The organism is Polaribacter sp. HA6-7 (assembly GCF_055693625.1).
The window spans coordinates 1,365,535-1,392,322 of record NZ_CM146338.1 but is presented as its reverse complement, the minus strand read 5'-3'; the positions used below and the strand labels follow the sequence as shown (position 1 = coordinate 1,392,322).

The window sequence follows — 26,788 nt, the reverse complement described above, 5'->3', positions numbered from 1 at the left end:
TTACATATAAAATGTGATTATATGCTCTTGGCATAATAGTTGGTTAAAAACTATTTAAAATCAACAATCATGAAAAAAATCTATGTATTCCTTTATATTTTCACCACATTATTATTGTTTAACTGCAGTAAAGAGAACAACGAAATAGATTTTAAATATACAGCAGCAGATTTAAAAAAATAAATGATGATTCTTCTAAAACCTGGACAGTTAATCAATTTTATTTAAATTTTGCAAATGATGTATTAAGTGAGTTTAATGATTGTTATGTAGATGATACTTTTACTTTTTATCATGATAAAGAACAAGTTGAATCCACATTAGGCAACACATCTTGTTTCTATCAAAATCCAACAGAACAATACGCTACATTCACTTTAAATTTTTACGAAGAAACGGGCAAAATATTTCTAAATGTTTCTCGTGGAGAAAGTTTAGAGAATAATTTTAAAACCCGTTTATTTATATTACAATTAAAAGAATTATCAGAAACAAAAATGATTTTTGCTACAGGAGATGCGCCTATTAATTATGGAAAAACAATTGTTTTTACTGCTAATTAACAAAGTTTATTTCTGCCTTTTTATTAACTCTGCTTCAATATCTTTTAAAGTAAAACCTTTTGCTTGTAATAACATTAAATAATGAAATAATAAATCTGCAGATTCGTACAAGAACAACTCATCATTATTATCCATTGCTTCAATAACAGTTTCTACTGCCTCCTCACCTACTTTTTGGGCAACTTTATTAATTCCTTTAGAAAACAAGCTGGCAACATAAGATTTCTTTGTGTCTTTATTTGCAACTCTTTCTGTAATTACATCTTCTAAAGTAGAAAAGAAACCATAATTTGGTGTGTTTTCTTCTTTCCAACAAGTATCTGTTCCTGTATGACAAGTTGGGCCATTTGGGTTTACTTGAATAAGAAGTGTATCATTATCGCAATCTAGCTTTATATCAACTAGATTTAAAGTATTACCGCTCTCTTCACCTTTAGTCCACAAACGATTTTTAGTTCTAGAAAAGAAAGTGACTAATTTTGTTTCTTCTGTTTTGTTAAACGCCTCTTCATTCATATACCCCAACATCAAAACATTTTTTGTTGTCGCATCCTGAATAATAGCTGGCACTAATCCGTCATTATTTTTATTGAAATCTATATTCATTATCTTAATTTTAATTCCATTTTTATATCCGCAGTTACAAAATGTGTATCCTTAATTTCTACATGCTTAAAGCCTAAGTTTTCATATAAACTTAGAGCTTTTTCTAATTTTGTACTAGATTCTAAAACAATTGTTTCAACATTATTTTGTTTACATAAATCAATACAAATTTGCATTAATTTATAACCTATTCCTAAACCTTTATAACCATCAATAACGGCAAATTTTAAAATTTCGCTACTATTTTTATTTATAGGATTTAAACATATAGTTCCAACAATTTCATTATTAATTCTAGCTAAAAATACATGTGCACCATTCTTTATAAATAAACTAGGATTATCTAATAACAGATCATCTGCTTTTTCATAAAGATCAAATTTCTTTAACCAATGTAAATTTATACTTTTAAACTCTTTTTGATATTGATCTTGATATTCTATAAACTCTAAATCTTTCATATTGGTAAAATTTAGAACTTAAATTCTTACTGGTATATTTTGTTTTTTTAAAGCTTCTTTTAATTCTAAAATTGGTATTTCACCAAAATGAAAAACACTTGCTGCAAGTGCTGCATCAGATTTTCCTTTAGTAAAAGTATCTGCAAAATGCTCGATAGAACCAGCGCCACCGAAGCAATAATTGGTATGTTTAGTGTTTTTGATAAATAAGCCAATGCTTCATTTGCAAAACCTGCTTTTGTACCATCATGGTCCATAGAAGTAAATAATATTTCTCCAGCACCACGTTTTTCTACTTCTTTTGCCCAATCAAATAGTTTGATATCTGTTGGTATTGTTCCGCCTGCCAAGTGCACAAACCATTCGCCATTAATTTGTTTCGCATCAATAGCAACAACAACACATTGGCTACCAAATTTATCTGCCAATTCGTTAATTAAATCGGGTCTTTTTACTGCAGAAGAATTTATAGAAACTTTATCTGCGCCACATTGTAATAATTTATCTACATGCTCTACAGAAGAAATTCCGCCACCAACTGTAAACGGAATGTTTACTTGTTCGGCTACTTTTAAAACCATATCTAAAGTGGTTCCTCTATTTTCTAACGTTGCAGCAATATCTAAAAAAACCAATTCGTCTGCACCTAATTCTGCATATTGTTTTGCTAAAACCACCGGATCTCCTGCATCTATTAAATTAACGAAGTTTACACCTTTTACAGTTCTTCCGTTTTTAATATCTAAACAAGGCACTATTCTTTTTGTTAACATTATTTATAACTTTTGGTTCTTGGTTCTTGGCTTTTGGCTTTTTGCAAATAGCAAACTGCTAAAAGCAAATTACTATTTTTTAATTATAAAGTTTTCTAATTGTTTTAAACTGATTTTATTCTCATAAATCGCTTTTCCTATAATTACACCTTCGCAACCATTTTCTGCTAATTTTGGAATTTCATCAAAAGATGAAATTCCGCCGGATGCAATTAATTTTAAAGGTTGTACTTCGGTTAATATTTCCTGATACATTTCAAAACTTGGTCCTTGCAACATACCGTCTTTAGAAATATCTGTACAAATTACATACTGAATTCCTTTTTTTGATAATCAGCAATAAACGGTATTAATTCTAAAGAACTTTCTTCTTGCCAACCATTGGTTGCTATTTTACCTCCGGAATTATCAGGATAAAAATCGGCACCTAAAATAATTTTTTCTGATCCGTATTTAGCAATCCAACTTTCAAAAATTTCTTTATTTTTTACAGCAATACTTCCACCTGTTATTTGATTTGCGCCAGAATTAAAAGCAATTTCTAAATCTTTATCAGATTTTAAACCACCACCAAAATCAATTTTCAAATTTGTTTTAGAAGCAATTTGTTCTAATACTTTATAATTAATAATTTGACTTGCTTTTGCGCCATCTAAATCTACAACATGTAAATATTCGATACCTGCAGCTTCAAATTCTTTAGCAACTTCTAACGGATTTTCGTTATAAATTTTCTTTGTATCGTAATCTCCCTTTGTTAAACGAACACATTTTCCGTCTATAATATCTATGGCTGGTATTATTCTCATTCTTTTAGCTTTTGGCTTTTGGCTTTTGGCTTTTGGCTTTTAGCGAACTGCTAAATGCAAATAGCAAAAGGCATAATTTTATAAATTTAGAAAGTTTTTTAAAATTTGTTCACCTGCTTTTGATGACTTCTCTCGGATGAAACTGTACACCGTAAAAATTATCTTTTTGTAAAGCTGATGCGTATTCTAATTCGTAATCTGTTGTTGCTATTGCTTCTTTACAGTTTTCTGCATAAAAACTATGTACCAAATACATAAACTCTTTTTCTTTAATTCCTGTAAATAATTCTGAATTTAGATTATAAATTACATTCCATCCCATTTGCGGGACTTTTACAGCTTTAGAAAACTTTTTAACATCAACATCAAAAATACCCAAACCTTTTGTGTTACCTTCTTCGGATGAATTACACATTAATTGCATACCTAAACAAATACCCAAAACAGGTTGTTTTAAAGTAGGAATTACTTTATCTAAACCACTTTCTTTTAGCATTTTCATTGCAGAACTTGCTTCTCCTACTCCAGGAAAAATAACTTTATCAGCAGCTTTTATTTCATCAATATTATTAGATAAAACAGCATCTAAACTTAATCGTTTAAAAGCAAACTGAATACTTTTAATATTTCCCGCTCCGTAATCTATAATTACTACTTTCATTTTTTTCTTTTAACTTTTGGCTATTAGCAAACAACTAACAGCTAAATGCAATTTTATAACACTCCTTTTGTAGATGGTAAAAACATTTTGTTTGCATCTCTTTTTACGGCCATTTTCATTGCTTTTGCAAAAGCTTTAAAAATTCCTTCTATTTTATGATGCTCGTTATCGCCTTCTGCTTTTATATTTAAGTTACATTTTGCACCATCTGTAAACGATTTAAATAAATGTAAAAACATTTCTGTTGGCATGTCTCCAATCATTTCTCGTTTAAAATCTGCTTCCCAAACCAACCAAGGTCTTCCTCCAAAATCTACAGCAGCTTGCGCTAAACAATCATCCATTGGTAAACAGAAACCGTAGCGTTCTATGCCTAATTTATTACCAAGCGCCTTATGAAATAATTCACCTAAAGCAATCATTGTATCTTCTATAGTATGATGCTCGTCTACTTCTAAATCGCCGTCAACTTTAACTGTTAAATCCATTGCACCATGACGACCAATTTGATCTAACATATGATCGAAAAACTTAACACCTGTATCAATATCATTTTTACCAGAACCGTCTAAATTTAACTTGATATAGATTTTAGTTTCGTTTGTATTTCTAGTAATTTCTGATACTCTATCTTCTAATTTTAAAAACTCATAAATCTCTTTCCAATCTGTAGAAGTTAGAGCTATACAATCAAGAATTTCTTGTTTTGAAGTTTCAATTTCATCTGCGCCTAATTCGGGTTTTCTGATAAAAAGATTCCTTTAGCACCAAGGTTTTTTGCTAATTCCATATCTGTGATTCTATCACCTAAAACAAAAGAATTTTCTAAGTCATAATCCTCAGAAAAATATTTAGTTAACAAACCAGTTCTTGGTTTTCTTGTTTCTGCATTTTCATGCGGAAAAGTTTTATCTATACAAACTTCAGAAAAAACAACACCTTCTTTTTCGAAAGCAGAAATCACCTTGTTTTGTGCAGGCCAAAAGGTATCTTCCGGAAAAGAATCTGTACCCAAACCGTCTTGATTAGTTACCATAACCAACTCAAAATCTAATTCTTCGGCAATTCTTGCCATGTATCTAAAAACCTTAGGATAATATTCTAACTTTTCTAAACTATCTAATTGGTAATCTACTGGCGGTTCTAAAACTAAAGTTCCGTCTCTGTCTATAAATAGTACTTTTTTACTCATTTTAATAAATTTTATCGAATTCTAAAACTCAGAATTACTTTATACAAGAGATTTTAAAGCTCTTAATAATTTTTGATTTTCTTCGCAAACACCAACACTTATTCTTAAACAGTTTTCGCAAAGTGGTTGTGTTGTTCTATTTCTAATAACTACACCTAATTCTATTAATTGATTGTATCGTTTTGTGGCATTATCTACTTTTATCAATAAAAAATTCCCATCAGAAGGATACACCTTTTCAATAAAATCTACACAACATTCTAGTTCCTTTTTTAGGCGATCTCTTTCACTTTTTAATTGAGAAATTTCATTATCAATTTCATCCATTTTTTGCAAACGACTTATTGCTCTTTGTTGCGTTAATTCGTTTACGTTATATGGTGGTTTAATGGTATTTAAAATATTGATAATTTCTGTTGATGCATAACAAATACCTAAGCGTATTCCTGCTAAACCGTATGCTTTAGAAAGTGTTTGAGTTACTATTAAATTAGGATATTTTTGCAAGCTTTGCAACCAACTTTCTTCTTCAGAAAAATCTATGTAAGCTTCATCTAGAACTACTAAACCTTTAAACTTTATTAATAATTCTTTAACCGCTGGCACTGTAAAACTATTACCTGTTGGATTGTTTGGCGAACATAAAAATAAAATCTTACTATTATTATCTGCAGTTTTTAAAGTTTGTGAAACTTTTGGTTGAAAATTGTCATCTAATAAAACTTCTCTGTTTTCTATTGCGTTGATATTTGCCAACACATTATACATACCATAAGTTGGCGGTAATGTTATAATATTGTCTTTATTTGGTTCGCAAAATGCTCTAAAAATTAGATCTAAAACCTCATCACTTCCGTTACCCAACAAAATATTTTCTTTTGAAACATTTTTAATTGTGGCTAATAAATCTTTTACATAGTTTTGCTGAGGATCTGGATATCGATTTACACCATTTTCGAAAGGATTTTCATTTGCGTCTAAAAAAATCATTTCTGTTGTAGCAACATCTTTATACTCATCTCTAGCCGAAGAGTATGGTTTTATTCCTTTGATGTTATCTCTAACTAAATCACTAATAATTTTACTTGTTTTCATACCAAAATAACTCTAAAAAAGAGCAACATTATTTATTTTACAAATCTTTTAAACGAATAGAAACTGCATTTTTATGCGCTTGTAAACCTTCTGCTTCTGCCATTAATTCTATTGCATTACCAATAGTTTTTATACCTTCTTTAGAAATTTTCTGAAAAGTAATACTTTTTGTAAAACTATCTAAATTTACACGAGAATACGATTTAGAAAAACCGTTTGTTGGTAACGTATGGTTTGTACCAGATGCATAATCACCAGCACTTTCTGGTGTATAGTTTCCTATAAAAACAGAACCTGCATTTTCTATATTATCAACATAAAAATCGTTATCACTTGTGCAAACTATAAAATGTTCGGCCCATATTCATTAATTAATTCTAAAGCAATTTTATCATTTTCTACAAAAATAGATTTCGAGTTTGCAATGGCTTTAGAAGCAATTTCTTTTCTTGGTAATTTATCAAGTTGACGCTCTACTTCTTTTGAAACTTCTGCTATTAATTTTTCTGATGTAGAAACTAAAATAACCTGACTATCTACACCATGTTCTGCTTGACTTAATAAATCTGATGCTACATAACTTACATTAGCTGTATCATCTGCTACTACTAATAATTCACTTGGTCCTGCTGGCATATCTATGGCAACCCCAAACTTTGTAGAAAGTTGTTTGGCCACAGTAACAAATTGGTTTCCTGGTCCGAAAATTTTATAAACTTGCGGAATAGTTGCTGTACCAAAAGTTAAACCCGCAATTGCTTGAATTCCGCCAACTTTAATAATTTTAGTAACACCACATAAATTGGCTGCAAATAAAATTGCCGGATTTATTTTACCTTCTTTATTTGGAGGAGAACACAATACAATTTCTTTACAACCCGCAATTTGTGCTGGAATTGCAAGCATTAATACGGTAGAAAATAAAGGTGCTGTACCTCCGGGAATATATAAACCAACTTTTTGAATGGCTCTTTTTTCTTGCCAACAAGAAACTCCGTTTGTAGTTTCTACAGAAACTTTATCCGTTTTTTGAGCTTTATGAAAATTTGTAATATTCGTCTTTGCTAATTGTATTGCTTCTTTTAATTCTGAAGAAACCAATGCAATTGCTTCTTCTATTTCACTTGAAGAAACCAATGTATTATCTAAAGAAACACCATCAAACTTAGTTGTGTATTTATTAACAGCTGCATCTCCGTTTTTTTGAACATCTAAAAAAACTTCATTTACAACACCTTCGATATCATCAACGGTTTTTGTTGGTCTTTCTAAAATTTTATTCCAATCTTTTTTTGATGGATTATTAATGATTTTCATAATTTACTATCTCTTATAAATGTGCTCTAGCGTTAGGGATTGCAGCAATTGTTTGAGCTCTTTTTTCTTTTGCTGAAAAAAAGCGAGTGCGAAAAGCCCGTTAAAACGCCCAAAAAAACATTTTTATTTCTCTTTTAAATACTGAAACGATTTTAAAGTACCATTTTTTCGATTGGACAAACTAGAATTCCTTCTGCACCATTTGCCTTAAGTTCATCTATAATTTCCCAAAATTCATTTTTATTGATAACTGTGTGCACAGAACTCCAACCTTTTTCTGCTAAAGGTAAAACAGTAGGACTTCTCATGCCTGGTAATAAATTTAAAATATCTTCTAATTTATCGTTTGGAGCATTTAACAACACATATTTAGAATTTCTACCTTTTAAAACAGACTGAATTCTAAATTGAATTTTATTTAAAATTGCTTTTCTTTCTTCAGAAATTTTTGGCGAAACAGCTAAAACTGCTTCAGATTTTAAAAGAACTTCTATTTCTTTTAAACCGTTTTTAAACAACGTACTTCCACTAGAAACAATATCACAAATTCCGTCTGCTAAACCAATATTAGGTGCAATTTCTACAGAACCATTAATTTGGTGCAATTGTGCATCGATGTTTTGTTCTTTTAGAAACTTTTTTACTGTTTCGGATATGATGTTGCTATTCTTTTACCTGCTAAATCTTTTAAAGAGTTTGCATTAGAATCTTTTGGCACAGCAATAGAAACTTTACATTTAGAAAAACCTAAACGCTCTACAAATTCGATATCGCTTCCTTTTTCTATTAATACATTTTCGCCAATAATAGCTGCATCTACAACACCGTCTTTTAAGTATTGAGGAATATCGCCATTTCTTAAATAAAATACCTCTACCGGAAAATCTCCGGCTGCTGCTTTTAATTGATCTTTACCATTATCGATAGAAATACCGATGTCTTTTAAGATTCTCATTGAATCTTCATTTAACCTTCCTGATTTTTGTACTGCAATTCTTAAATTACTCATTTTGTTTTATTTGATGTTTGAACAAATACGGTTTTAAAATGAAAAAACCCGCTTGATTTGCTCAAACGGGTTTATAAATATCTTGATTTTATTCAATACACTTTTATATCGCTTGATTGCAATTGTAAAAATGATGATGATGTGATTGAATAAAATTCATGTTCTTTTTTTATATATGCAAATATTCTAAATTTATTTTCAATTAAACAAACTATATCTGTAAAATTTTAATTAAAGTTGAATATTTATCAAAATTTAATTTTTTGTTGAAATTTAAAACAAAAAAAACAGCACTTATTTGTGCTGTTTTTAATATTATTTATGAACAAGAATTAAGCTATTTGAGCAGCTATTTTCTTGTAAGTACCGTTTTCTAATTTTTCTCTAATTGCAGAAAAAGCAGTAATTGTTTCGTCTATATCTTCTTGTGTATGTGTTGCAGTAGGTATTAATCTTAAAATAATTAATCCTTTTGGTATTACTGGATATACAACAATAGAACAAAAGATTCCATGATTTTCTCTTAAGTCGTTTACCATAGCCATTGCTTCAGGAATATCTCCTTTTAAGAATACCGGAGTAATACATGTTTGTGTTGTACCTAAATCGAAACCAGCATTTCTTAAACCAGATTGTAACGCATTTGTGTTTTCCCACAATTTAGTTTTTAACTCTGGCATTGTTCTAATCATATCTAAACGTTTTAAAGCACCTTTTACCATTGCCATTGGTAAAGATTTTGCAAACATTTGAGATCTTAAATTATATTGTAAATATTGTATTACATCTGCATCACCTGCTAAGAATGCACCAATACCTGCCATAGATTTTGCAAAGGTTGCAAAGTAAACATCGATATCATCTTGAACTCCTTGTTCAAAACCAGTACCTCTACCGTCTTTACCTAAAGTACCAAAACCATGCGCATCATCAACTAAAAGTCTAAAATTATATTCTTTTTTAAATGCAACTATTTCTTTTAAACGACCTTGCTCTCCTCTCATTCCGAAAACACCTTCAGAAATTACAAGAATCCCTCCTCCTGTTTTCTCTGCCATTTTAGAGGCACGTTTAATGTTTTTCTCGAAACTTTCCATATCGTTATGACGATATACAAATCGTTTACCGAATGTAAACGAACACCATCGATAATACAAGCGTGCGTATCCATATCATAAACAATGATATCGTTTTTAGTAACCAACGCGTCTATTGCAGACATAATACCTTGGTAACCAAAATTTAATAAATATGCTTTTTCTTTATCAACAAACTCTGCACATTCTCTTTCTAATTGTTCATGTAAAGGCGTGTGACCAGACATCATTCTAGCGCCCATAGGGTAAGCCATACCGTGTTCTAATGCAGCTTCACCGTCAACTTTTAGTATTTCTGGATGATTTGCTAAACCTAAGTAATCATTAATACTCCAAGTGACTACTTTTTTTCCATTGAAAGACATTCTATTAGAAATTGGTCCTTCTAGCTTTGGAAAAACATAATATCCTTCTGCTTTATCTGCCCATTTACCTAAAGGGCCTTTATCTTTTACAATTCTATCAAATAAATCTGTCGTCATTTTGTCTTCTGTTTTTTGAAGTTTGCAAAGTTAACAAATTTTAACAGTTTATACAATTAAGCTAAAAAGAGAAGAAAAAGAAAAAAATTAATCTAAAAACCCTTGATTTTTCATCCAAGAATCGTTGTAAATTTTATTTAAATATCTAGAACCGTGATCAGGAAAAATTACTACAACAAAGCTGTCTTTGTCAAAAAAGTTCATAGCATCATATTGTTTAGTAGCCTGCATTACAGCGCCACTTGTGTAACCACAAAACAAACCTTCTTGTTTTACAATATCTCTTGCGGCAAATGCAGCATCTTTGTCTGAAACTTTTTCATAAACATCAATCACATCAAAATCTGTTGCTGTAGGAATTAACGTTTTTCCTAAACCTTCTATTTTGTATGGTTTAATCTCATTAACATCAAATTCACCTGTTTCATGAAATTTCTTTAAAACAGAACCAATGGCATCTACACCAAGAATTTTAATACCAGGATTTTGTTCTTTTAAATACTTACCTGTTCCGAAATAGTTCCTCCTGTTCCGCTTGCTGCAACAAGATGTGTAATTTTACCTTCGGTTTGTTTCCAAATTTCTGGTCCGGTAGATCTATAATGTGCTTCAATATTTAACTCGTTAAAATATTGATTGATGTAAACAGAATTCTTTGTTTTTTTATGAATTGTTTTGGCTACTTCGTAATAAGATCTAGGGTCATCTGCAGCAACATTTGCAGGACAAACATGCACTTCTGCTCCCATTGTTTTTAACAAATCAATTTTATCTTGAGAAGATTTATCGCTAACTGCTAAAATACATTTGTACCCTTTAACAATACTTATCATTGCTAAACTAAAACCGGTATTACCCGAAGTTGTTTCTACAATTGTAGCTCCTTTTTTAAGAATCCCTTTTTTTCTGCATCATTAATAATATGTAAAGCAATTCTGTCTTTTGATGAGTGACCAGGATTAAAAGCTTCTACTTTAGCAAAAAAATTACCTTTAAAATTCTTTGTAATATTACGAAGTTTAATTAATGGTGTTTCTCCTACTAATTCTAAAATACTATTATTAATTGCGCTATTCTTTACCATTCTACATGCATAAATAAAACATCATTACTGATAAATAATGATGTTTGATTGTCTTTTACCGTCTGCAAAAGTACATTTTCGTTTTGAATTACAAAATTGAATTAAAATTTAATTATTTCGCATCAATTTTACCTTCTAAAGCTAATAAAAACGAATAATCTTTAGCGGTTTCTTTTAATGCATTAAATCTACCGGATGCACCACCGTGTCCTGCTTCCATATTTGTTCTTAGCAACAATATATTATCATCAGTTTTTAAATCTCTTAATTTTGCAACCCATTTTGCAGGTTCCCAATATTGAACTTGAGAATCGTGAAATCCTGTAGTTACTAAAATATTTGGATAATCTTGCGGTTTTACTTGATCGTAAGGTGAATATGATTTTATATAATCGTAATATTCTTTGTCGTTAGGATTTCCCCACTCATCATATTCTCCGGTAGTTAACGGAATCGAATCATCTATCATTGTAGAAATAACATCTACAAAAGGAACTGCAGCTATAATACCGTTATACAATTCAGGATTCATATTAACAATTGCTCCCATTAACAATCCGCCAGCAGAACCACCCATTGCATATAAATGCGCTGCAGAAGTGTAATTATTTTCAATTAAAAACTTAGAACAATCTATAAAATCTGTAAACGTATTTTTTTGTTTAACATTTTACCATCTTCATACCAGTTTCTACCTAAGTATTCGCTTCCTCTAATATGCGCCAATGCATAGACAAAACCTCTATCTAATAAACTTAATCTAGTTGATGAAAATCCGTCTGAAATTGTATAACCATAAGATCCATAAGCATATTGTAACAATGGCGTATTTTCATTTAAAACTGTGTCTTTATGATATACTAAAGAAACTGCTACTTTTTTACCATCTCTCGGCAGTAACCCAAACGCGTTCGCTTTTATAATTTTCTTTGTTGAATTTCCCTCCTAAGATTTCTTGCTCTTTTTTAACTTCTTTCGATTTATCTTTCATGTTAAAATCGATAATAGAAGCAGGAGTTGTCATCGAATTATAAGAATAACGTATCACATCTGTATCAAAATCGGATTTGCATAAACACCCACAGAATAGGTTTCTTCTGTAAAAGGTAAATAATAATCTTCTACATTATCCCAACGTTTAATTCTAATTTTATTTAAGCCGTTTGTGCGTTCTTCTAGAACTAAATATTCTTTAAAAATAGAGAAATCTTCTAATAATGTATCTTCTCTGTGTGGAATTACATCAACCCAATTTTCTTTTGCTGTATTGGTTACTGGCGTTTTCATCAACTTAAAATTAGTTGCATCGTCTTTATTAGTTAATAAATAAAAATGATCTTCAAAATGAGAAACACTATATTCTAAATCTCTTTCTCTTGACTGCAACATTGTAAACGAACCAGTAGGATTATCTGCATCTAAAAATTGTGCTTCTGTAGATACTGTGCTACTAGCACCTATGATGATATACTTGTCTGATTTAGATTTTGTAACATACGCATTAAAAGTTTCGTCTTTTTCGTGATAAACTTCTACGTCTTCAGAAGTTGGTGTGCCTAAAACATGTCTATAAATTTTTTCGCTTCTTAATGTATGCGGATTTTTTTAGTGTAGAAAATAGTTTTATTATCGTTTGCCCAAACAGAGGCTCCGGTAGTATTTTCTATGATATCTTTATAAATTTTACCGGTTTCTAAGTTTTTAATTCTTAAAAAATATTGTCTTCTACTTACAGTATCTGTAGCAAAAACCACTAATTTATTATTTGTAGATATATTTAAGCCTCCTAATTGAAAATAATCAAAATCTTTAGCCATCTCATTTACATTAAACATAACCTGCTCTTCTGCATCTAAGTTGTCTTTTTTTCTACTAAAAATAGGATATTGCATTCCTTTTTCGAAACGCGTTATATAAAAGTAACCATTGCTCTTGTATGGCACAGAAGAATCATCTTCTTTAATTCTGCCTTTCATTTCTTCAAATAATTTCTCTTCGAAATTTCTTGAAGACGCTGTAACTTTATCGTGATAAGTGTTTTCTTCCTCTAAATAATTTATAACTTTGGTTGTATGCTCATCTCTAACTTCAGATAGTTTTTGAGCGTCAGACAAACGCATCCAAAAATAATTATCTTCTCTAACATCGCCATGCTTTTCTAAAATTTCTAATTCTTTATCTGCAATTGGTGCTTTTGTATCTATATTTTTCATTACTTCATTTTTTAAAGCAATTGCAAAAATAAGATTATTAAAGTGAGTTTACCGTAAATATTTTCTCAATTTTAGCCTATATTTTTCTATAATGAATTCGTAAATTTGTAATCTAATTTTAAATTGAAAAAAGATGTTTGGAGATATTTACGGAATGATGAATAAGCTAAAGGAAGCGCAACAAGAAGTAGAAAAAACAAAAACAAGATTAAACTCTGTTTTGATTGATGAAGTAACAGCAGACAAAAAAATTCAAGTAACACTAACTGCAAATAGAGAAATTAAAGCAATTACGATAGATCCTTCTTTACTTTCTGATGCCGAAGAATTAGAAGATTACTTAATTTTAACTTTAAATAAAGCAATTGCCAAAGCTTCTAAAATTAACGAAGACGAAATGGCCGCTGCTGCCAAAACAAACATGCCAAACATACCTGGTATGGATATGTTTAAATAACAATGCATTATCATTAATAAAAAATTAACTCAATTGAGTTACTTTTAACAGTATATAAACTAAAATACCTCTTTTAAAAGAGGTATTTTTGTGTGTATTAATTTATAATAGTACTTATTATGATGAAAGATAAAAACCAAACTTCTCTTGGTAAAAAAATATTAAAATGGGCAGCAATTACAATACTAGTTTTATTAATTGCCTTAATATCTGTTCCGTTTTTATTTAAAGATAAAATTGTAAAAATGGTTTCTAATACCATTAACAATAACGTAAATGCAACTGTAACTTTTAAAGAGACAGATTTAAGCCTTTTAAGAAACTTTCCTTTAGCCAGTTTAAAAGTAAACTACATCAACGTTACAAATAAAGCTCCTTTTTTAGGTGATACTTTGTTTAATGCAAAAGAACTTAATTTAAATTTAAAAATTACAGAACTTTTTAAAAGCGCATCAGAAACTTTAGAAATTAATAGTATTTCTGCAAATAATGCTGCCGTAAACATCATACTAAACAAAGATAATATTGGTAATTATGATATCGCTAAAAAATCTGATAACAGTGCAAATAGCAGTGACAGTTCTCTTTCTTTAGCAATAAAAGAATATGAATTACAAAATGTAGATTATAGCTATTTTGATGAAACTACCAAAATTAAATTAGCTGTAGATAGTATTTATCATATTGGTAAAGGTAATTTTGCCCAAGACATTCTAGATTTAGATACAGAAACTACTGCTAAAGTTTCTTTAGATATGGATAATGTAAATTATTTAAATGATGTAAATATAAAGCTTAACGCTGTTTTAGGAATCGACTTAAAAAATTTAAAATATTCATTTAAAGAAAATACAGGTTACATTAATCAATTGCCATTAGAATTTAACGGTTTTATACAATTAATAGAAGAAAATCAATTGTATGATATCACTTTTAAAACACCAACATCTTCTTTTAAAAACCTTTTAGCTTTAATGCCGAAACAATACGCTGGTAATTTAAACACTATTAAAACTGAAGGTAATTTTGATTTAAAAGGTATTGTTAAAGGTACATTATCAGAAACTACAATTCCGACTTTAGACATCTCGTTTGTATCTAAAAATGCAATGTTTAAATATGCTGATTTACCAAAATCTGTGGATAACATATATTTAGATGCCAATATTATTAATAACACAGGTTTAGCTAAAGACACTTACATTGCAATTAATAATACTTCTTTTAAAATTGATAAAGATGTATTTAATGCAACAGGTAAAGTTGCCAACATTACAGATAACGCAACAATTAACCTAAAAGCTAAAGGAACAATTAATTTAGAGAATATCAGTAAAGTTTATCCGGTAGCTTTAGAAAATGAATTAGAAGGAATTTTAACTGCAGATGTTACAACTAATTTTGATATGAATTCTATCGATAAAGGCAATTATCAAAACATTAGAAACAAAGGGAAAGTATCTGTTTCTAACTTTAAATATTCGGTGAAGATGTTGCAAATCCTTTTATTATCGATAAAACTGCTGTAAATTTTAATACAAATACAATTTCACTAGAAGAATTTGATGCAAAAACAGGAAGTTCTGATTTATCAATTAAAGGGAATTTGGAAAATTTTTATGGATTTTTATTTAAAGATCAAAAGTTAAAAGGAAATTTCAATCTAAACTCAACAAACTTTAAAGTTGATGATTTTTTAACAAAATCTGATGAGAATACCACTTCAAACACAACCAGCAAATTAAAAATACCTGCTTTTTTAGACATTACTTTAAATGCAAACGCAAACACCGTTGTATACGACAATATTAATTTAGAAAAAGTTTACGGTAAAATTTTAATTAAAGATGAAACCGTTAGTTTAAAAAACTTAAAAACTAGTGTTTTTGGAGGAAATATTGGTTTTGATGGAGAAGTTTCTACGAAAGGAACAACTTCTAAATTTAATATGGATTTAAACTTAAACGAATTAAATATTGCCGATTCTTTTAGCAAATTAGAAATGTTAAAAGCTATTGCACCTATTGCAAAATCTGTAGAAGGTAAAATTAATTCTAAAATTAAAGTATCCGGTAATTTAGGTGAAGATATGACGCCTCAATTAAAATCTATTTCAGGTGATTTATTAGGACAATTATTAAACACAAAACTAAAAGCTAGTAATTCTAAAGTATTAAGTTTATTAGGTTCTAAAGTAGATTTTTTAGATGTAAGTAAATTAAATTTAAACGATGTAAGCGCTTTATTTACGTTTAATGACGGTGAAGTTAGCGTAAAACCATTCGATCTTACATACAAAGATGTTGCAATTAATGTTGGTGGTTCTCATGGTTTTGACAATTCTATGAATTACAATATTACTTTTGATGTACCAGTAAAATATCTAGGTTCTTCGGTAACAAATGCAATTGCAAAACTAACACCTAAAGACGCGGCAGAAGTTAAAAGTATTCCTGTAAATGCGACTTTAACGGGTAGTTTTTCGAGTCCTAATTTTTCATCAAACATTAAAAGTGCAACAGAAAATTTAGTAAAAAGCTTGGTAGAAAAACAAAAGCAAAGTCTAATCAATCAAGGTAAAGATAAATTGAAAGATTTATTATCTCGGATCAGATAAGAAAGATTCAACATCAACTACAGATAAAACAAAAGATAAAATTAAAAATGTTTTAGGCGGTCTTTTTAATAAGAAAAAAGATACTACCAAAAACAATTAATAAAAAAACCGGAAGCTATTGACTTCCGGTTTTTTTGGACTAGAAAGCACTTGTCATGCCCGTAACACCTACTATAATTCCTAAGAAATATATAGATATTATAATAATGGTTAAAACACCGATAAATTTATAATGCGACTTTAACATCTCGAATGCCTTTGCCAAAACAGCATCATCTTTAGAAATTAAGGCTTTTTTCATTTTTACTGAAAAGTTGTATAAATAATAAACTGGTAATATGTAAATTAAAGCAAAAACAATATAAGTTATTGTTATAATTAAGCCCATATCTACAGGTGCAGGTTGTGCTGCAGGAAAGTTATTGTACATAGAACCAATAAAAAAACTTCCAAAAATCATTAAACCAATTAAAATAAAACCTAGAATAGATAAAAATTTACACCAACTCGCTGTTTCTTTTAGAAACTTTCACGGCAGAATTTGTTAAAGTTAATTGCTCTAATTCGGTAATTGCATTTTGCATACTAAAGTTTGTTTTAAGTTAGAAAAGCATCAAAAATAATAAATTTATAAAAAGAAAGCCACAAAAGTAAATTTGTGGCTTTTTATATATTGATACAGTAAGTTTTTTAAAACTCAGAAATTGTTTTCTTAATAATAGAAATACAATCCATTAATTCTTCTTCTGTCATCACTAAAGGTGGTGCAAAACGAATAATATTACCGTGCGTTGGTTTTGCTAACAAACCATTATCTCTTAATTTAATACAAATATCCCAAGCCGTAGAACTATCTTCAGAATCGTTAATTAAAATAGCATTTAACAACCCTTTTCCTCTCACAGACTCTACTAAATGATTATTTTTACAAAACTCTGTTAATTCTGCTCTAAAAATCTTTCCTAATTTATCTGCGTTAATTGCCAATTTCTCATCAGTAACAACCTCTAATGCTGCCATTGCAACAGCCGCCGCAATAGGATTTCCGCCAAAAGTAGAACCATGATTTCCTGGTCTAATAACACTCATTACACTATCATTTGCCAAAACTGCAGAAACAGGATACGCGCCACCACTTAATGCTTTACCTAAAATTAAAACATCCGGCTTAACTTCACGGTATACCGGAACAATTTTTTCTCGGACAAGAACAGTTACCACAAGTAGCTAATAATCTACCTGTTCTTGCAATACCAGTTTGTACTTCGTCTGCAATAAATAATACATTATGATCTACACACATTTTTTTTGCAGCTGCTAAATAACCTTCAGAGGGCACATACACACCAGCTTCACCTTGAATTGGCTCCACTAAAAAAGCAGCAATATTATTACTACTTTCTAAAGTTTCTTGCAATTGCTGTAAATTATCATATTCTATTTTATGAAAACCTTTTGTATACGGACCAAAGTTTTTTCTAGCAACCGGGTCATTAGAAAAAGAAATAATTGTAGTTGTTCTACCATGAAAATTGTTTTCACAAACTATTATTTCTGCTTTATTTTCATCGATTCCTTTTACTTCATACGCCCATTTTCTAGCAATCTTTAAAGCCGTTTCTACAGCTTCTGCACCAGTATTCATTGGTAAAAGTTTATCAAAACCAAAATACTCTGTTGCAAATTTTTCGTATCTACCAAGCATATCATTATAAAAAGCTCTAGAAGTTAAGCTTAATGTTTTTGCCTGATTTGTCATTGCATCTACAATTTTTGGATGACAATGCCCTTGGTTAACTGCAGAATATGCAGATAAAAAATCGTAATATTTTTTACCTTCAACATCCCAAACATAAACACCTTCTCCTCTACTTAATACTACCGGAAGTGGATGATAATTATGCGCACCATGTTTGTTCTCTAATTCTATCGCTTCTTGCGACGTAAGTTTGTCTAAAACAGCCATTTTTATTGTTTTAAGTTTATAAAATAACCATTCCTATTCTACCTTTATCCTTCTGAAAAATTATCAGAAATTCAGCGTGGGAAAGAAATCATCCCCGAAGTTTCACAAAAGTAATAAAATAAACCTTTTAAATACAAAATTTTTGGGCGTTACCTAAAGGTCGCGCTTTCCACTAAATCTTTTTGTGAAAAACAAAAAGGATAACGTTTCAATCGCTAACGCGTATTGCAAACCTGCAAAGTTTTGTTATTTATAATTAATTAAAAGAATTCGTAGCAATAACAAGTACACTAATCAATATCTTTTACTAATTTTGCAGACCAAAATATTTTAAAATGCCACGTAGAGAACGAAACAAGTTTGTAAAAAAAATCAGGTTTTAGAATTAAAAATTGAAGATTATGCTTTTGGCGGAAAAGGTATTGCAAGAATCCATTCCGAAGAAGGTAGTTTTGTAATTTTTGTTCCAAATACATTACCTGGTCAGTTGGTAAAAGCGCAAATAAGTAAGTCTAGTAAAAAATACGCAGAAGCAAAATTAATAGATGTTTTACAACCATCAGAAGATGAAGTTGCAGTTCCGTATCAAGACATACCTGGTGCACCTTACATTCAATTACCTATAGATTTACAGCATAAATACAAACAAGAAAGTACACTTTCTCTATTTAAAAGAATTGGTAAAATAGAAAATATAGAAGATTTATTTGACGAATTTGTAAAATCGCCAAACGCATTTCATTATAGAAATAAAATGGAATATGGTTTTTCTGCAATTGGTTATGACAGAATTAATAAAACAGATAAAGACGAGTTTACACTAGGTTTTAAAAGACGTGGTGTTTGGTGGATGGGTGATAATCTAGAAAAAGATTCTGGCTTATTTGACAAACAATTAGAAGACAATCTAAAAAACATTAGAGAGTATTGTAAAGCAACAGGTTTAGAACCTTGGCACGGTCCTAGAAAAACTGGTTTTTTTAGATATTTTGTTGTAAGAAAATCTTTTAAAACAGACGAGTTATTATGTAATTTAGTTACAACTTCACCAGAATTAGAAAATTTTGATTTAGATAAATTTGCAAACTTTTTAAAAGATATTTTCGGAGATCGTTTAGCAGGTTTATTACATACAATTAACGATGAAACTGGCGATAGAACAATAGCAACCGCAGGTAAATTAGACCTTGTGTATGGTAAAGATAAAATTGTAGAAGAATTATTAGGGTTAAATTTCGAGATTAGCATGAAAAGCTTTTTTCAAACCAACCCAAAATGTGCAGAAAAATTATACTCTAAAGTTGTAGAATACGTTTTAGAAGATAAAGACAAAGTTGACAACACTGTTGTAATGGATTTATTTTGTGGTACAGGTACAATAGGTCAAATTGTAGCTTTTAAAAGCGAAAACGCAAAAATTGTGGGTGTAGATATTGTTGCTTCAGCCATAGAAGATGCAAAGAAAAACGCGAAAAGAAACAATATAGAAGGTTTACAATTTTATGCAGCAGATGTTGGTAAATTTTTAATTGCGCATCCAGAATATCAAAATAAAATTAAAACGATTATTTTAGATCCTGCAAGAGCTGGTATTGCACCAAAAACGCTTAAAAAAATCATCAATCTAAATGCAGATAGAATGGTGTATGTTTCTTGTAATCCGGCAACGCAAGCAAGAGACACAGAGTTATTAAGAGAAGCGGGTTATCAAATGAAAAAGATTAGTTTGGTAGATCAATTTCCGCATACAAGTCATATAGAAACTGTTGTTTTATTTGAGAAATAATAAACTTGTTTTAACATCTTTTTAATTCACTTTAAATTCACAAAGTTTATATTTAGAGGAATTAATTTAAATTTTACAAAAATGAAAAAATTAACAGAATTCGAAATTTCTAACAAATTAGAAAAATTAGTAGATTGGGAGTATTATGACAATGCTTTGCATACAGACTTTGAATTTGATAATTTTAAAGATTGTATGTCTGCAATGAATAGAATTGCTTTTGAATGTGAGGCTCTTAATCATCATCCGGAATGGACAAATGTTTACAATACCTTAGATATTACATTAACAACACATGATGCAGATGGCGTTACAGAATTAGACTTTAAATTAGCGACAGCAATTAATAAAATTGTAGAAGTTGAAGAAGAAGATTAATCTGTAGAAATAAATTAAAACATTTATCTAAATGATAAAAAAACTGATTCCTTTCTTATTGCTTACAATCGCTATTTTCTCGGCATGCGAAAAAGACGATTTTTGTTTACAAAACCCGGTAACACCAAAGTTAATCATAACTTTTTATGATGAAACCAATAGAGAAACATCTAAAAATGTGCAAAGATTATCTATTTGGTCGGGCACAAAAGATACGATTGCACAGTATACAAGCGTTACACAAGATAGTATTGCAATACCGTTAAACTCTTTAACAGAAGAAACAGTTTATTCGCTTAAAAAAAATGCAACAAACGGTTCTACAGCTGCAAATGAAATTGCAAATTTTACCATTAAATATAATACAGAACAAGAATTTGTTTCTAGATCTTGTGGTTTTAAAGTTATTTTTAACAACGTTTCTTTTTCATCAGAAAATAATACTTGGATAACCGATTTTACACCAGCAACAATTACGAATTTAAATGACCAAACTACAGCGCATGTTCAGATATTTCATTAGTTTTTGTTTTGTTTTTAGTTTTATAAATGGTTATTCTCAAGAAGAAAAAGAGAATGATAATTTAGACAAAGTTTCAGATTCTATTGTTTATAAAACCAATTATGGATTACGTTTAGGTGTAGATATTAGCAAACCAATAAAAGGCACTATTGATGGTGCTTACAGCGGTTTTGAAATAGTTGGAGATTACAGATTAAAAAAGAATTTTTATTTAGCTGCAGAAGCTGGTTTCGAAGAAGAAACTTCTAATGAAGATTATTTAAACACAACTTCAAAAGGAAGTTATATCCGTTTAGGATTTAATTACAATGCTTACAAAAATTGGTTAGACATGAATAACGAAATTTTTGTAGGTTACAGATATGGTTTTAGCTTATTTGAGCAAACGCTTAACAATTATACACCCAATGTTTCTGATGCTGAAAACGGTAATTACTTTCCTGCAGAATTAAACACAAATGCTGTAACAAGTACTGGTTTAAACGCACATTGGTCTGAACTTATGTTGGGTATCAAAGCAGAAACCTTTACCAATTTTTACATCGGCTTTAGTGTTTCTTATAAAGTAATGATGAGCGTTAAAGATCCCGACGGAGTTAAAGCCTTATTTTCTCCTGGTTTTAACAGAATTTTCGAAAGTAATACAGGTTTTGGTTTTAATTATACCTTAAGTTACTTAATTCCTTTTTCAAAAAAATAAGAACACTTTATCAATTACTGATTTTTTAGTAACTTTATAGGCTGTTTTTAATAAAAAAACTACAAAGATGAATAAAATACCAAGTGTAAACTTAGCCGATTTTTTATCTGATGATAAAAATAGAAAGCAAAAATTTATAGACGAAATTGGTCACGCTTATGAGAACATAGGTTTTGTGGCTTTAAAAGGTCATTTTTTAGATGATAAATTAGTAAGTGATTTGTACGAAGAAATTAAAAACTTTTTCGAACTACCTGTTGCAACTAAAGAAAAGTATGAAATTCCTGGCATTGGAGGTCAAAGAGGTTATGTTTCTTTTGGAAAAGAATCTGCTAAAGGAAAAAAAGAAGGAGATTTAAAAGAATTTTGGCATTTTGGTCAATATGTAGAAGATGATCCTGAAAGAGCTAAAGAATATCCAGAAAATGTTCTTGTAGAAGAATTACCAAAGTTTAACGAAGTTGGTAAAGAAACTTATAAAATGTTAGAAAAAACTGCAAAATATGTTTTGCGTTCTTTAGCATTGCATTTAGGTTTAGAAGAAACGTATTTTGATAATTTTATTAAAAACGGAAACAGTATTTTAAGACCTATTCATTATCCACCAATAGAAACAGAACCAAAAGGAGCGGAAAGAGCTGCTGCGCACGGAGACATTAATTTAATAACATTATTAATGGGTGCACAAGGTAAAGGTTTGCAAGTACAAAATCATAATGGCGATTGGATTGATGCCATGGCAGAACCAGATGAATTAATGATTAATGTTGGTGATATGTTATCTAGACACAGTAACAATAAACTAAAGTCTACAATTCATAGAGTTACAAATCCGCCAAAAGAAATGTGGGGAACTTCAAGATATTCCATTCCGTTTTTTATGCATCCAATATCAGAAATGAAATTAGATGTTTTAGAAAATTGTGTTGATGAAAACAATCCTAAACAATTCGAAGATATTACTGCCGGAGAGTTTTTAGAACAACGTTTAAGAGAATTAGGGTTAAAAAAATAATCTTTAAATCAAAAGCGTAATTTAAAATTAAATTACGCTTTTGTGTTTTAAAAAATTAATATCAAATTATTTAAATGGATTTAAAAGATCAATTAAAAAACCTTTTTCCGGAGCATAAAGAATCCGAAGAACCAAAAAAAGAAAAATCGAATGTTTGGTTACAAGACGATCCTATAGTTTGTAAATACGAAAAAAGAAAAGGGAAACCTATTACAATTTTAGAAGGTTATAATGGCGCAACTTCAGATTTTAAAACCTTAGCAAAAGAGATAAAAACAAAATTATCTGTTGGCGGAAGTTTTAAAGATGATAAAATTATTATACAAGGAGATTATAGAAACAAAATTATGACAATGCTTAAAGACAAAGGATTTAAGGTAAAAAGAGTTGGTGGGTGATTAGATGTTAAACAAAACTTTACATATAACTAACGGAGATTGTACAACAAACTATCTTAAAAAACTTCAAGTAAAAGGTAAAATTATAACTTGGAGAGAAATGTTATGTGAAGGTAAAACGTTAACAGACGTTGGTAGCGAAAAATTTTGGAATACAAGATTTCAATTCTTTAAAAACAGCTATAATGTTTCTAAAGAAATGTTTATCAATTTAACTTTAAAAGAATATAGAAGTCTTTGTAATACAAAAAATAGTAAAGAAATTATTTTATGGTTTGAGCATGATTTATTTTGTCAAATTAATATGTTAGCTGTACTTTCTTGGTTAAAAAAACATAGAAAAGGATATACTATATTTTTAGTTTGTAGCGGTAAAATTAAAGGTTCTGATAAAATGTTTTCGCTTACAGATTTGTCTGAAAATCAAATTTTAGAACACTATAAAAATAAAATTGAATTAGATCAAAATGATATTGAATATGCAGATTATATTTGGCAATTATACTGTTCTAATAGCCCATTACGCCTAGAAACTGTAAATAATTTTAAACCAAATAAAGCCTTTAAATATTTAGTTGATGCTTTAAAAGTTCATTTAAAAAGGTTTCCGTCTGTAGAAAATGGTTTAAATAATACTGAAAATTTTATTTTAGAAACGGCCAATAATTACACTTTTTCAACAAAAAAACAATTCATTACAAAATTATTAGAATTGCAACAAGTTTTTGGGTTTGGTGACATTCAATATGAAACAGCTATCAATAACCTTAACAATGCGTTTGATTCTATAAACCCAACAAAACTCTCTAAAAGAGGAAAAGAACTGCTAGTAAATGAAACGAATTATTACAGAGAATTACGTTCTGATAATTCGTACCTTGGCGGTTCTAAAAAATATAGCTTTTTGTACAGCAATGCTTCAGAAAAACTATTACAAATAACAAATTAGTATGAGTATACAACAATCGGAATTAATTTTAAATGCAGATGGTAGCATATATCATTTGAATTTAAAACCGGAAAATATAGCTAACGATATAATTTTTGTTGGCGATCAAGACAGAGTAGATAAAATTACAGATAGATTTGATTCAATTGAATTTACAACTCAAAAAGAGAATTTAAAACAACAACAGGTGTTTATAAAGGCAAAAGAATGTCTGTAATTTCTACAGGTATTGGCCCAGACAATATAGATATTGTATTAAACGAATTAGATGCGTTGGTAAATATCGATTTAAAAACAAGAAAACCTAAAGATCAATTAACAGCTTTAAATATTGTTAGAATTGGTACTTCGGTTCTTTACAAAAAGACATACCGGTAGATTCGTTTTTAATGAGTTCTTTCGGCTTAGACTTAAACGGAATGCTTCACTCCTATCAAATTGATGAAATTTCTAATCCAGAAATTGAAAATGCTTTTGTAGAACATACTAATTGGAGTACAAAAAAATCGAATCCGTTATTAGTAAAAAATAGTAGTTCTTTAGAAGAAAAATTATCTTCGGATAAAATTTTTAAAGGAATTACTGCTACTGCTGGTGGTTTCTACGGACCACAAGGTAGAGTTTTACGTTTGGCTTTACAAGATGAAAAGATCAATAGTAAAATAGATTCTTTTAACTTTAATGGTAATAGAATTACAAATTTAGAAATGGAAACTTCGGCTATTTACGGTTTGTCTAAATTGTTAGGCCATAATGCCATTTCTATGAATGCAATTATTGCAAATAGAGCAAACGGAACATTTAGTGAAGATTACAAAAAAGTTGTAGAAAATTTAATAGAATATTCGCTTAACAAATTAGCTGAATAAATGACGAATTTAAAAGTTGGTGGTGTACCAGAGCACTTTAATTATCCTTGGTATTTAACACTTAAAAATAAAGAATATACAAAAGAAAACATCAATCTTAGATGGCAAGATTTCCCTGGCGGAACTGGTGCCATGTGCAAAGCATTGCGTGCAGGAGAAGTTGATATTGCAATTGTTTTAACAGAAGGAATTATTAAAGATATTTCTGCTGGTAATCCCTCTAAAATAGTGCAAACATTTGTAGAAACTCCGTTAATTTGGGGAATTCATGTTGCTAAAGATTCTAAATTCAAAAAAATTGAAGATTTAGAACATGCAACAATTGCAATTAGTAGATATGGTTCTGGTTCTCATTTAATGGCAATTGTAAATGCATTTAACCAAGGTTGGAATGTTGATAAACTTAAATTTAAAGTTATAGGAAATTTGCAAGGTGGTATTGATGCACTAACAAATGGTGAAGCAGATTACTTTATGTGGGAACATTTTACAACAAAACCATTGGTAGATAACGGCACTTTTAGAAGAGTCGATAATTGCCCAACACCTTGGCCATGTTTTGTTGTTGCTGTTAGAAATGAAGTTTTAGAAAACAATTCTAGCGAAGTAAAAAAGGTTTTAGACATTATAAACGACCAAACTGCCAATTTTAAGGAAATAGAAGATATCGATAAAATTCTAGCAAAAAGATACGAGCAAAAGCTAGAAGACATTCAGAAATGGTTAAAAATAACCGAATGGAATGACGGAAAACCAATTACCAAAAATTTAATTACGAGAATTCAAAATAAAATGGTAAGTTTTAACGTTATAGAAGAGAAGAAAAACTCAACTGAGTTCGTAAAAAATATGTACATTTAAATATTAAAATTTTTAAAAGATGAAAAAAGTAGTATTTGTTGCAATTTGTATAGTAAGTCTTATGTGTTTTTCTTCTTGTAGAAGTACTTCTAAACCTTGTGGTTTGGCAGATACTATAACAACAAACCAAACGACATTAAAACAGATAAATATTTTATAATTTATTTGTTTCTTAATTCCAAATTCAATGAATCCGCTTTTTACAGCGGATTTTTTGTTTCAATTTAACAATACTATTAATATAATAGTCTTAAAGTTTTGCTATTAAATCTCTAAGAAAAACACTATAGTTATCTAATTCTAAAGGAACATCAGCATTTTTTTCCATATCATGAAAGTGATGAGTAGCTAACAACTTCATACCTGTAAAAGCATTCATTTTATGAAAGCCAAACATTGGGCCTTCATCTACATTCTTCTGATTAAAAAATTCGTTTTCAAGTGTAAATGCAGTTTTAGGAGCATTCCAACTAGTTGTAAGGATGTATTGTTTACCATGCATTAAACCACCTGTACCGTAGTTTATATCAGGATTTTTTCTACTTCTACCATCACTTGCATAAATTCCATTTTGATGTCCTTCTGTAAAAACTTCATCAATATATTGTTTAAAACCAAACGGAATTTGAAACCACCAAATTGGTGTATGATATATCACTATATCTGCCCACTTAAATTTTTCAACTTCATTTTTAACATCATAATTTTCACCAACTTGAGTAAATTTAACATCAAACCCTTCTAGTGTATCAAAATGTGAAATTGTGCTTTTAAAAAGTGTTTCATTAAATCTTCCTCCGAATGTGCAAATGGATGACTTCCATTTATAATAAATATATTTTTCATGTTTATAATTTTATCCGAAGCAAAATTAAAGCTACATTTACTATTGTAAAAATAATACAAA

17 protein-coding genes and 13 pseudogenes are annotated in these 26,788 nt (G+C 29.5%); 13 read left to right on the top strand and 17 right to left on the bottom strand.

The genetic code is table 11. From position 1 onward, the window contains the following. Positions 1-569: 569 nt before the first annotated feature. The 14 genes and pseudogenes from hisIE to ACZ1HD_RS07550 all read right to left on the bottom strand — a co-directional run bounded on the left by hisIE (position 570) and on the right by ACZ1HD_RS07550 (position 13,362). A complete protein-coding gene (gene hisIE, locus ACZ1HD_RS07615; protein ID WP_472689087.1) occupies positions 570-1,169 on the bottom strand; it encodes a bifunctional phosphoribosyl-AMP cyclohydrolase/phosphoribosyl-ATP diphosphatase HisIE in 600 nt (199 codons plus the stop codon). Continuing rightward, positions 1,169-1,630 (bottom strand): GNAT family N-acetyltransferase, encoded by a 462-nt coding sequence (locus ACZ1HD_RS07610; protein ID WP_375240665.1) that lies wholly within the window; start codon positions 1,628-1,630, stop codon positions 1,169-1,171. The genes hisIE and ACZ1HD_RS07610 overlap by 1 nt, the downstream gene beginning before the upstream one ends. A gap of 138 nt (positions 1,631-1,768) precedes the next feature. Beyond that, a pseudogene (gene hisF / locus ACZ1HD_RS07605) lies at positions 1,769-2,403 on the bottom strand (imidazole glycerol phosphate synthase subunit HisF); the annotation flags it as partial. Positions 2,404-2,475: 72 nt separating this feature from the next. Continuing rightward, a pseudogene (gene hisA / locus ACZ1HD_RS07600) lies at positions 2,476-3,212 on the bottom strand (1-(5-phosphoribosyl)-5-[(5-phosphoribosylamino)methylideneamino]imidazole-4-carboxamide isomerase). 78 nt (positions 3,213-3,290) lie between these two features. Continuing rightward, positions 3,291-3,873 (bottom strand): annotated as a pseudogene (hisH, locus tag ACZ1HD_RS07595) (imidazole glycerol phosphate synthase subunit HisH). A gap of 53 nt (positions 3,874-3,926) precedes the next feature. After that, positions 3,927-5,065, bottom strand: a pseudogene (gene hisB / locus ACZ1HD_RS07590) (bifunctional histidinol-phosphatase/imidazoleglycerol-phosphate dehydratase HisB). Positions 5,066-5,104: 39 nt separating this feature from the next. Next, complete coding sequence (gene hisC, locus ACZ1HD_RS07585; protein WP_472689086.1) at positions 5,105-6,160, bottom strand: histidinol-phosphate transaminase; 1,056 nt, start codon at positions 6,158-6,160, stop codon at positions 5,105-5,107. A 37-nt stretch (positions 6,161-6,197) separates the two neighbouring features. Continuing rightward, positions 6,198-7,477 (bottom strand): annotated as a pseudogene (gene hisD, locus ACZ1HD_RS07580) (histidinol dehydrogenase). Between the two features lie 152 nt (positions 7,478-7,629). Next, positions 7,630-8,486 (bottom strand): annotated as a pseudogene (gene hisG / locus ACZ1HD_RS07575) (ATP phosphoribosyltransferase). Positions 8,487-8,818: 332 nt separating this feature from the next. Beyond that, positions 8,819-10,065, bottom strand: a pseudogene (locus ACZ1HD_RS07570) (aminotransferase class I/II-fold pyridoxal phosphate-dependent enzyme). 87 nt (positions 10,066-10,152) lie between these two features. After that, a pseudogene (locus tag ACZ1HD_RS07565) lies at positions 10,153-11,149 on the bottom strand (PLP-dependent cysteine synthase family protein). Between the two features lie 112 nt (positions 11,150-11,261). Next, positions 11,262-11,875: pseudogene (locus ACZ1HD_RS07560) on the bottom strand (prolyl oligopeptidase family serine peptidase). 154 nt (positions 11,876-12,029) lie between these two features. Beyond that, positions 12,030-12,724 (bottom strand): annotated as a pseudogene (locus ACZ1HD_RS07555) (hypothetical protein). An 11-nt stretch (positions 12,725-12,735) separates the two neighbouring features. After that, positions 12,736-13,362 carry a hypothetical protein gene (locus tag ACZ1HD_RS07550; RefSeq protein ID WP_472689085.1) on the bottom strand — a complete coding sequence of 209 codons (627 nt, stop codon included), beginning with the start codon at positions 13,360-13,362 and terminating at the stop codon, positions 12,736-12,738. A gap of 133 nt (positions 13,363-13,495) precedes the next feature. Here ACZ1HD_RS07550 and ACZ1HD_RS07545 point away from each other — a divergent pair, with 133 nt between their 5' ends. The 3 genes from ACZ1HD_RS07545 to ACZ1HD_RS07535 all read left to right on the top strand — a co-directional run bounded on the left by ACZ1HD_RS07545 (position 13,496) and on the right by ACZ1HD_RS07535 (position 16,436). Continuing rightward, positions 13,496-13,819 (top strand): YbaB/EbfC family nucleoid-associated protein, encoded by a 324-nt coding sequence (locus ACZ1HD_RS07545; RefSeq protein ID WP_472689084.1) that lies wholly within the window; start codon positions 13,496-13,498, stop codon positions 13,817-13,819. A 119-nt stretch (positions 13,820-13,938) separates the two neighbouring features. Next, positions 13,939-15,348 carry an AsmA family protein gene (locus ACZ1HD_RS07540; RefSeq protein WP_472689083.1) on the top strand — a complete coding sequence of 470 codons (1,410 nt, stop codon included), beginning with the start codon at positions 13,939-13,941 and terminating at the stop codon, positions 15,346-15,348. Positions 15,349-15,425: 77 nt separating this feature from the next. Continuing rightward, positions 15,426-16,436, top strand: a complete 1,011-nt coding sequence (locus ACZ1HD_RS07535) for an AsmA-like C-terminal region-containing protein (RefSeq protein WP_472689082.1) — start codon at positions 15,426-15,428, stop codon at positions 16,434-16,436. A gap of 139 nt (positions 16,437-16,575) precedes the next feature. On the opposite strand, the gene ACZ1HD_RS07530 is transcribed toward ACZ1HD_RS07535, so the two are convergent. Together ACZ1HD_RS07530 and rocD are read right to left on the bottom strand one after the other, a co-directional pair. Continuing rightward, positions 16,576-16,896, bottom strand: coding sequence for a hypothetical protein (locus ACZ1HD_RS07530; RefSeq protein ID WP_472689081.1), 321 nt, complete (start codon positions 16,894-16,896; stop codon positions 16,576-16,578). A 230-nt stretch (positions 16,897-17,126) separates the two neighbouring features. Further along, positions 17,127-18,402: pseudogene (rocD, locus tag ACZ1HD_RS07525) on the bottom strand (ornithine--oxo-acid transaminase). A gap of 391 nt (positions 18,403-18,793) precedes the next feature. On the opposite strand from rocD, the gene rlmD reads away from it, so the two are divergent. The 10 genes and pseudogenes from rlmD (at position 18,794) to ACZ1HD_RS07475 (ending at position 26,041) form a co-directional block, all read left to right on the top strand. After that, positions 18,794-20,188 (top strand): 23S rRNA (uracil(1939)-C(5))-methyltransferase RlmD, encoded by a 1,395-nt coding sequence (gene rlmD / locus ACZ1HD_RS07520; protein WP_472689306.1) that lies wholly within the window; start codon positions 18,794-18,796, stop codon positions 20,186-20,188. An 81-nt stretch (positions 20,189-20,269) separates the two neighbouring features. Then, positions 20,270-20,566 carry a 4a-hydroxytetrahydrobiopterin dehydratase gene (locus ACZ1HD_RS07515; RefSeq protein WP_079738739.1) on the top strand — a complete coding sequence of 99 codons (297 nt, stop codon included), beginning with the start codon at positions 20,270-20,272 and terminating at the stop codon, positions 20,564-20,566. 31 nt (positions 20,567-20,597) lie between these two features. After that, a complete protein-coding gene (locus ACZ1HD_RS07510) occupies positions 20,598-21,089 on the top strand; it encodes a DUF6452 family protein (RefSeq protein ID WP_472689080.1) in 492 nt (163 codons plus the stop codon). Next, positions 21,070-21,789: a DUF6048 family protein gene (locus tag ACZ1HD_RS07505; RefSeq protein WP_472689079.1), complete on the top strand. Its 720-nt coding sequence runs from the start codon at positions 21,070-21,072 to the stop codon at positions 21,787-21,789. The genes ACZ1HD_RS07510 and ACZ1HD_RS07505 overlap by 20 nt, the downstream gene beginning before the upstream one ends. A gap of 67 nt (positions 21,790-21,856) precedes the next feature. Beyond that, a complete protein-coding gene (locus ACZ1HD_RS07500) occupies positions 21,857-22,804 on the top strand; it encodes an isopenicillin N synthase family dioxygenase (RefSeq protein WP_472689078.1) in 948 nt (315 codons plus the stop codon). Between the two features lie 74 nt (positions 22,805-22,878). Beyond that, positions 22,879-23,202 carry a translation initiation factor gene (locus ACZ1HD_RS07495; protein WP_472689077.1) on the top strand — a complete coding sequence of 108 codons (324 nt, stop codon included), beginning with the start codon at positions 22,879-22,881 and terminating at the stop codon, positions 23,200-23,202. 4 nt (positions 23,203-23,206) lie between these two features. Then, positions 23,207-24,151: a DUF1835 domain-containing protein gene (locus ACZ1HD_RS07490; protein ID WP_472689076.1), complete on the top strand. Its 945-nt coding sequence runs from the start codon at positions 23,207-23,209 to the stop codon at positions 24,149-24,151. A gap of 1 nt (position 24,152) precedes the next feature. Further along, positions 24,153-25,020: pseudogene (locus ACZ1HD_RS07485) on the top strand (nucleoside phosphorylase). Further along, positions 25,021-25,881: a substrate-binding domain-containing protein gene (locus ACZ1HD_RS07480; RefSeq protein ID WP_472689075.1), complete on the top strand. Its 861-nt coding sequence runs from the start codon at positions 25,021-25,023 to the stop codon at positions 25,879-25,881. 19 nt (positions 25,882-25,900) lie between these two features. Beyond that, entirely contained in the window at positions 25,901-26,041 is a 141-nt protein-coding gene (locus ACZ1HD_RS07475; RefSeq protein WP_154066975.1) for a hypothetical protein, read from the top strand. A gap of 90 nt (positions 26,042-26,131) precedes the next feature. On the opposite strand, the pseudogene ACZ1HD_RS07470 reads toward ACZ1HD_RS07475, so the two are convergent. Next, positions 26,132-26,727 (bottom strand): annotated as a pseudogene (locus ACZ1HD_RS07470) (NAD(P)H-dependent oxidoreductase). Between the last annotated feature and the right edge of the window lie 61 nt (positions 26,728-26,788).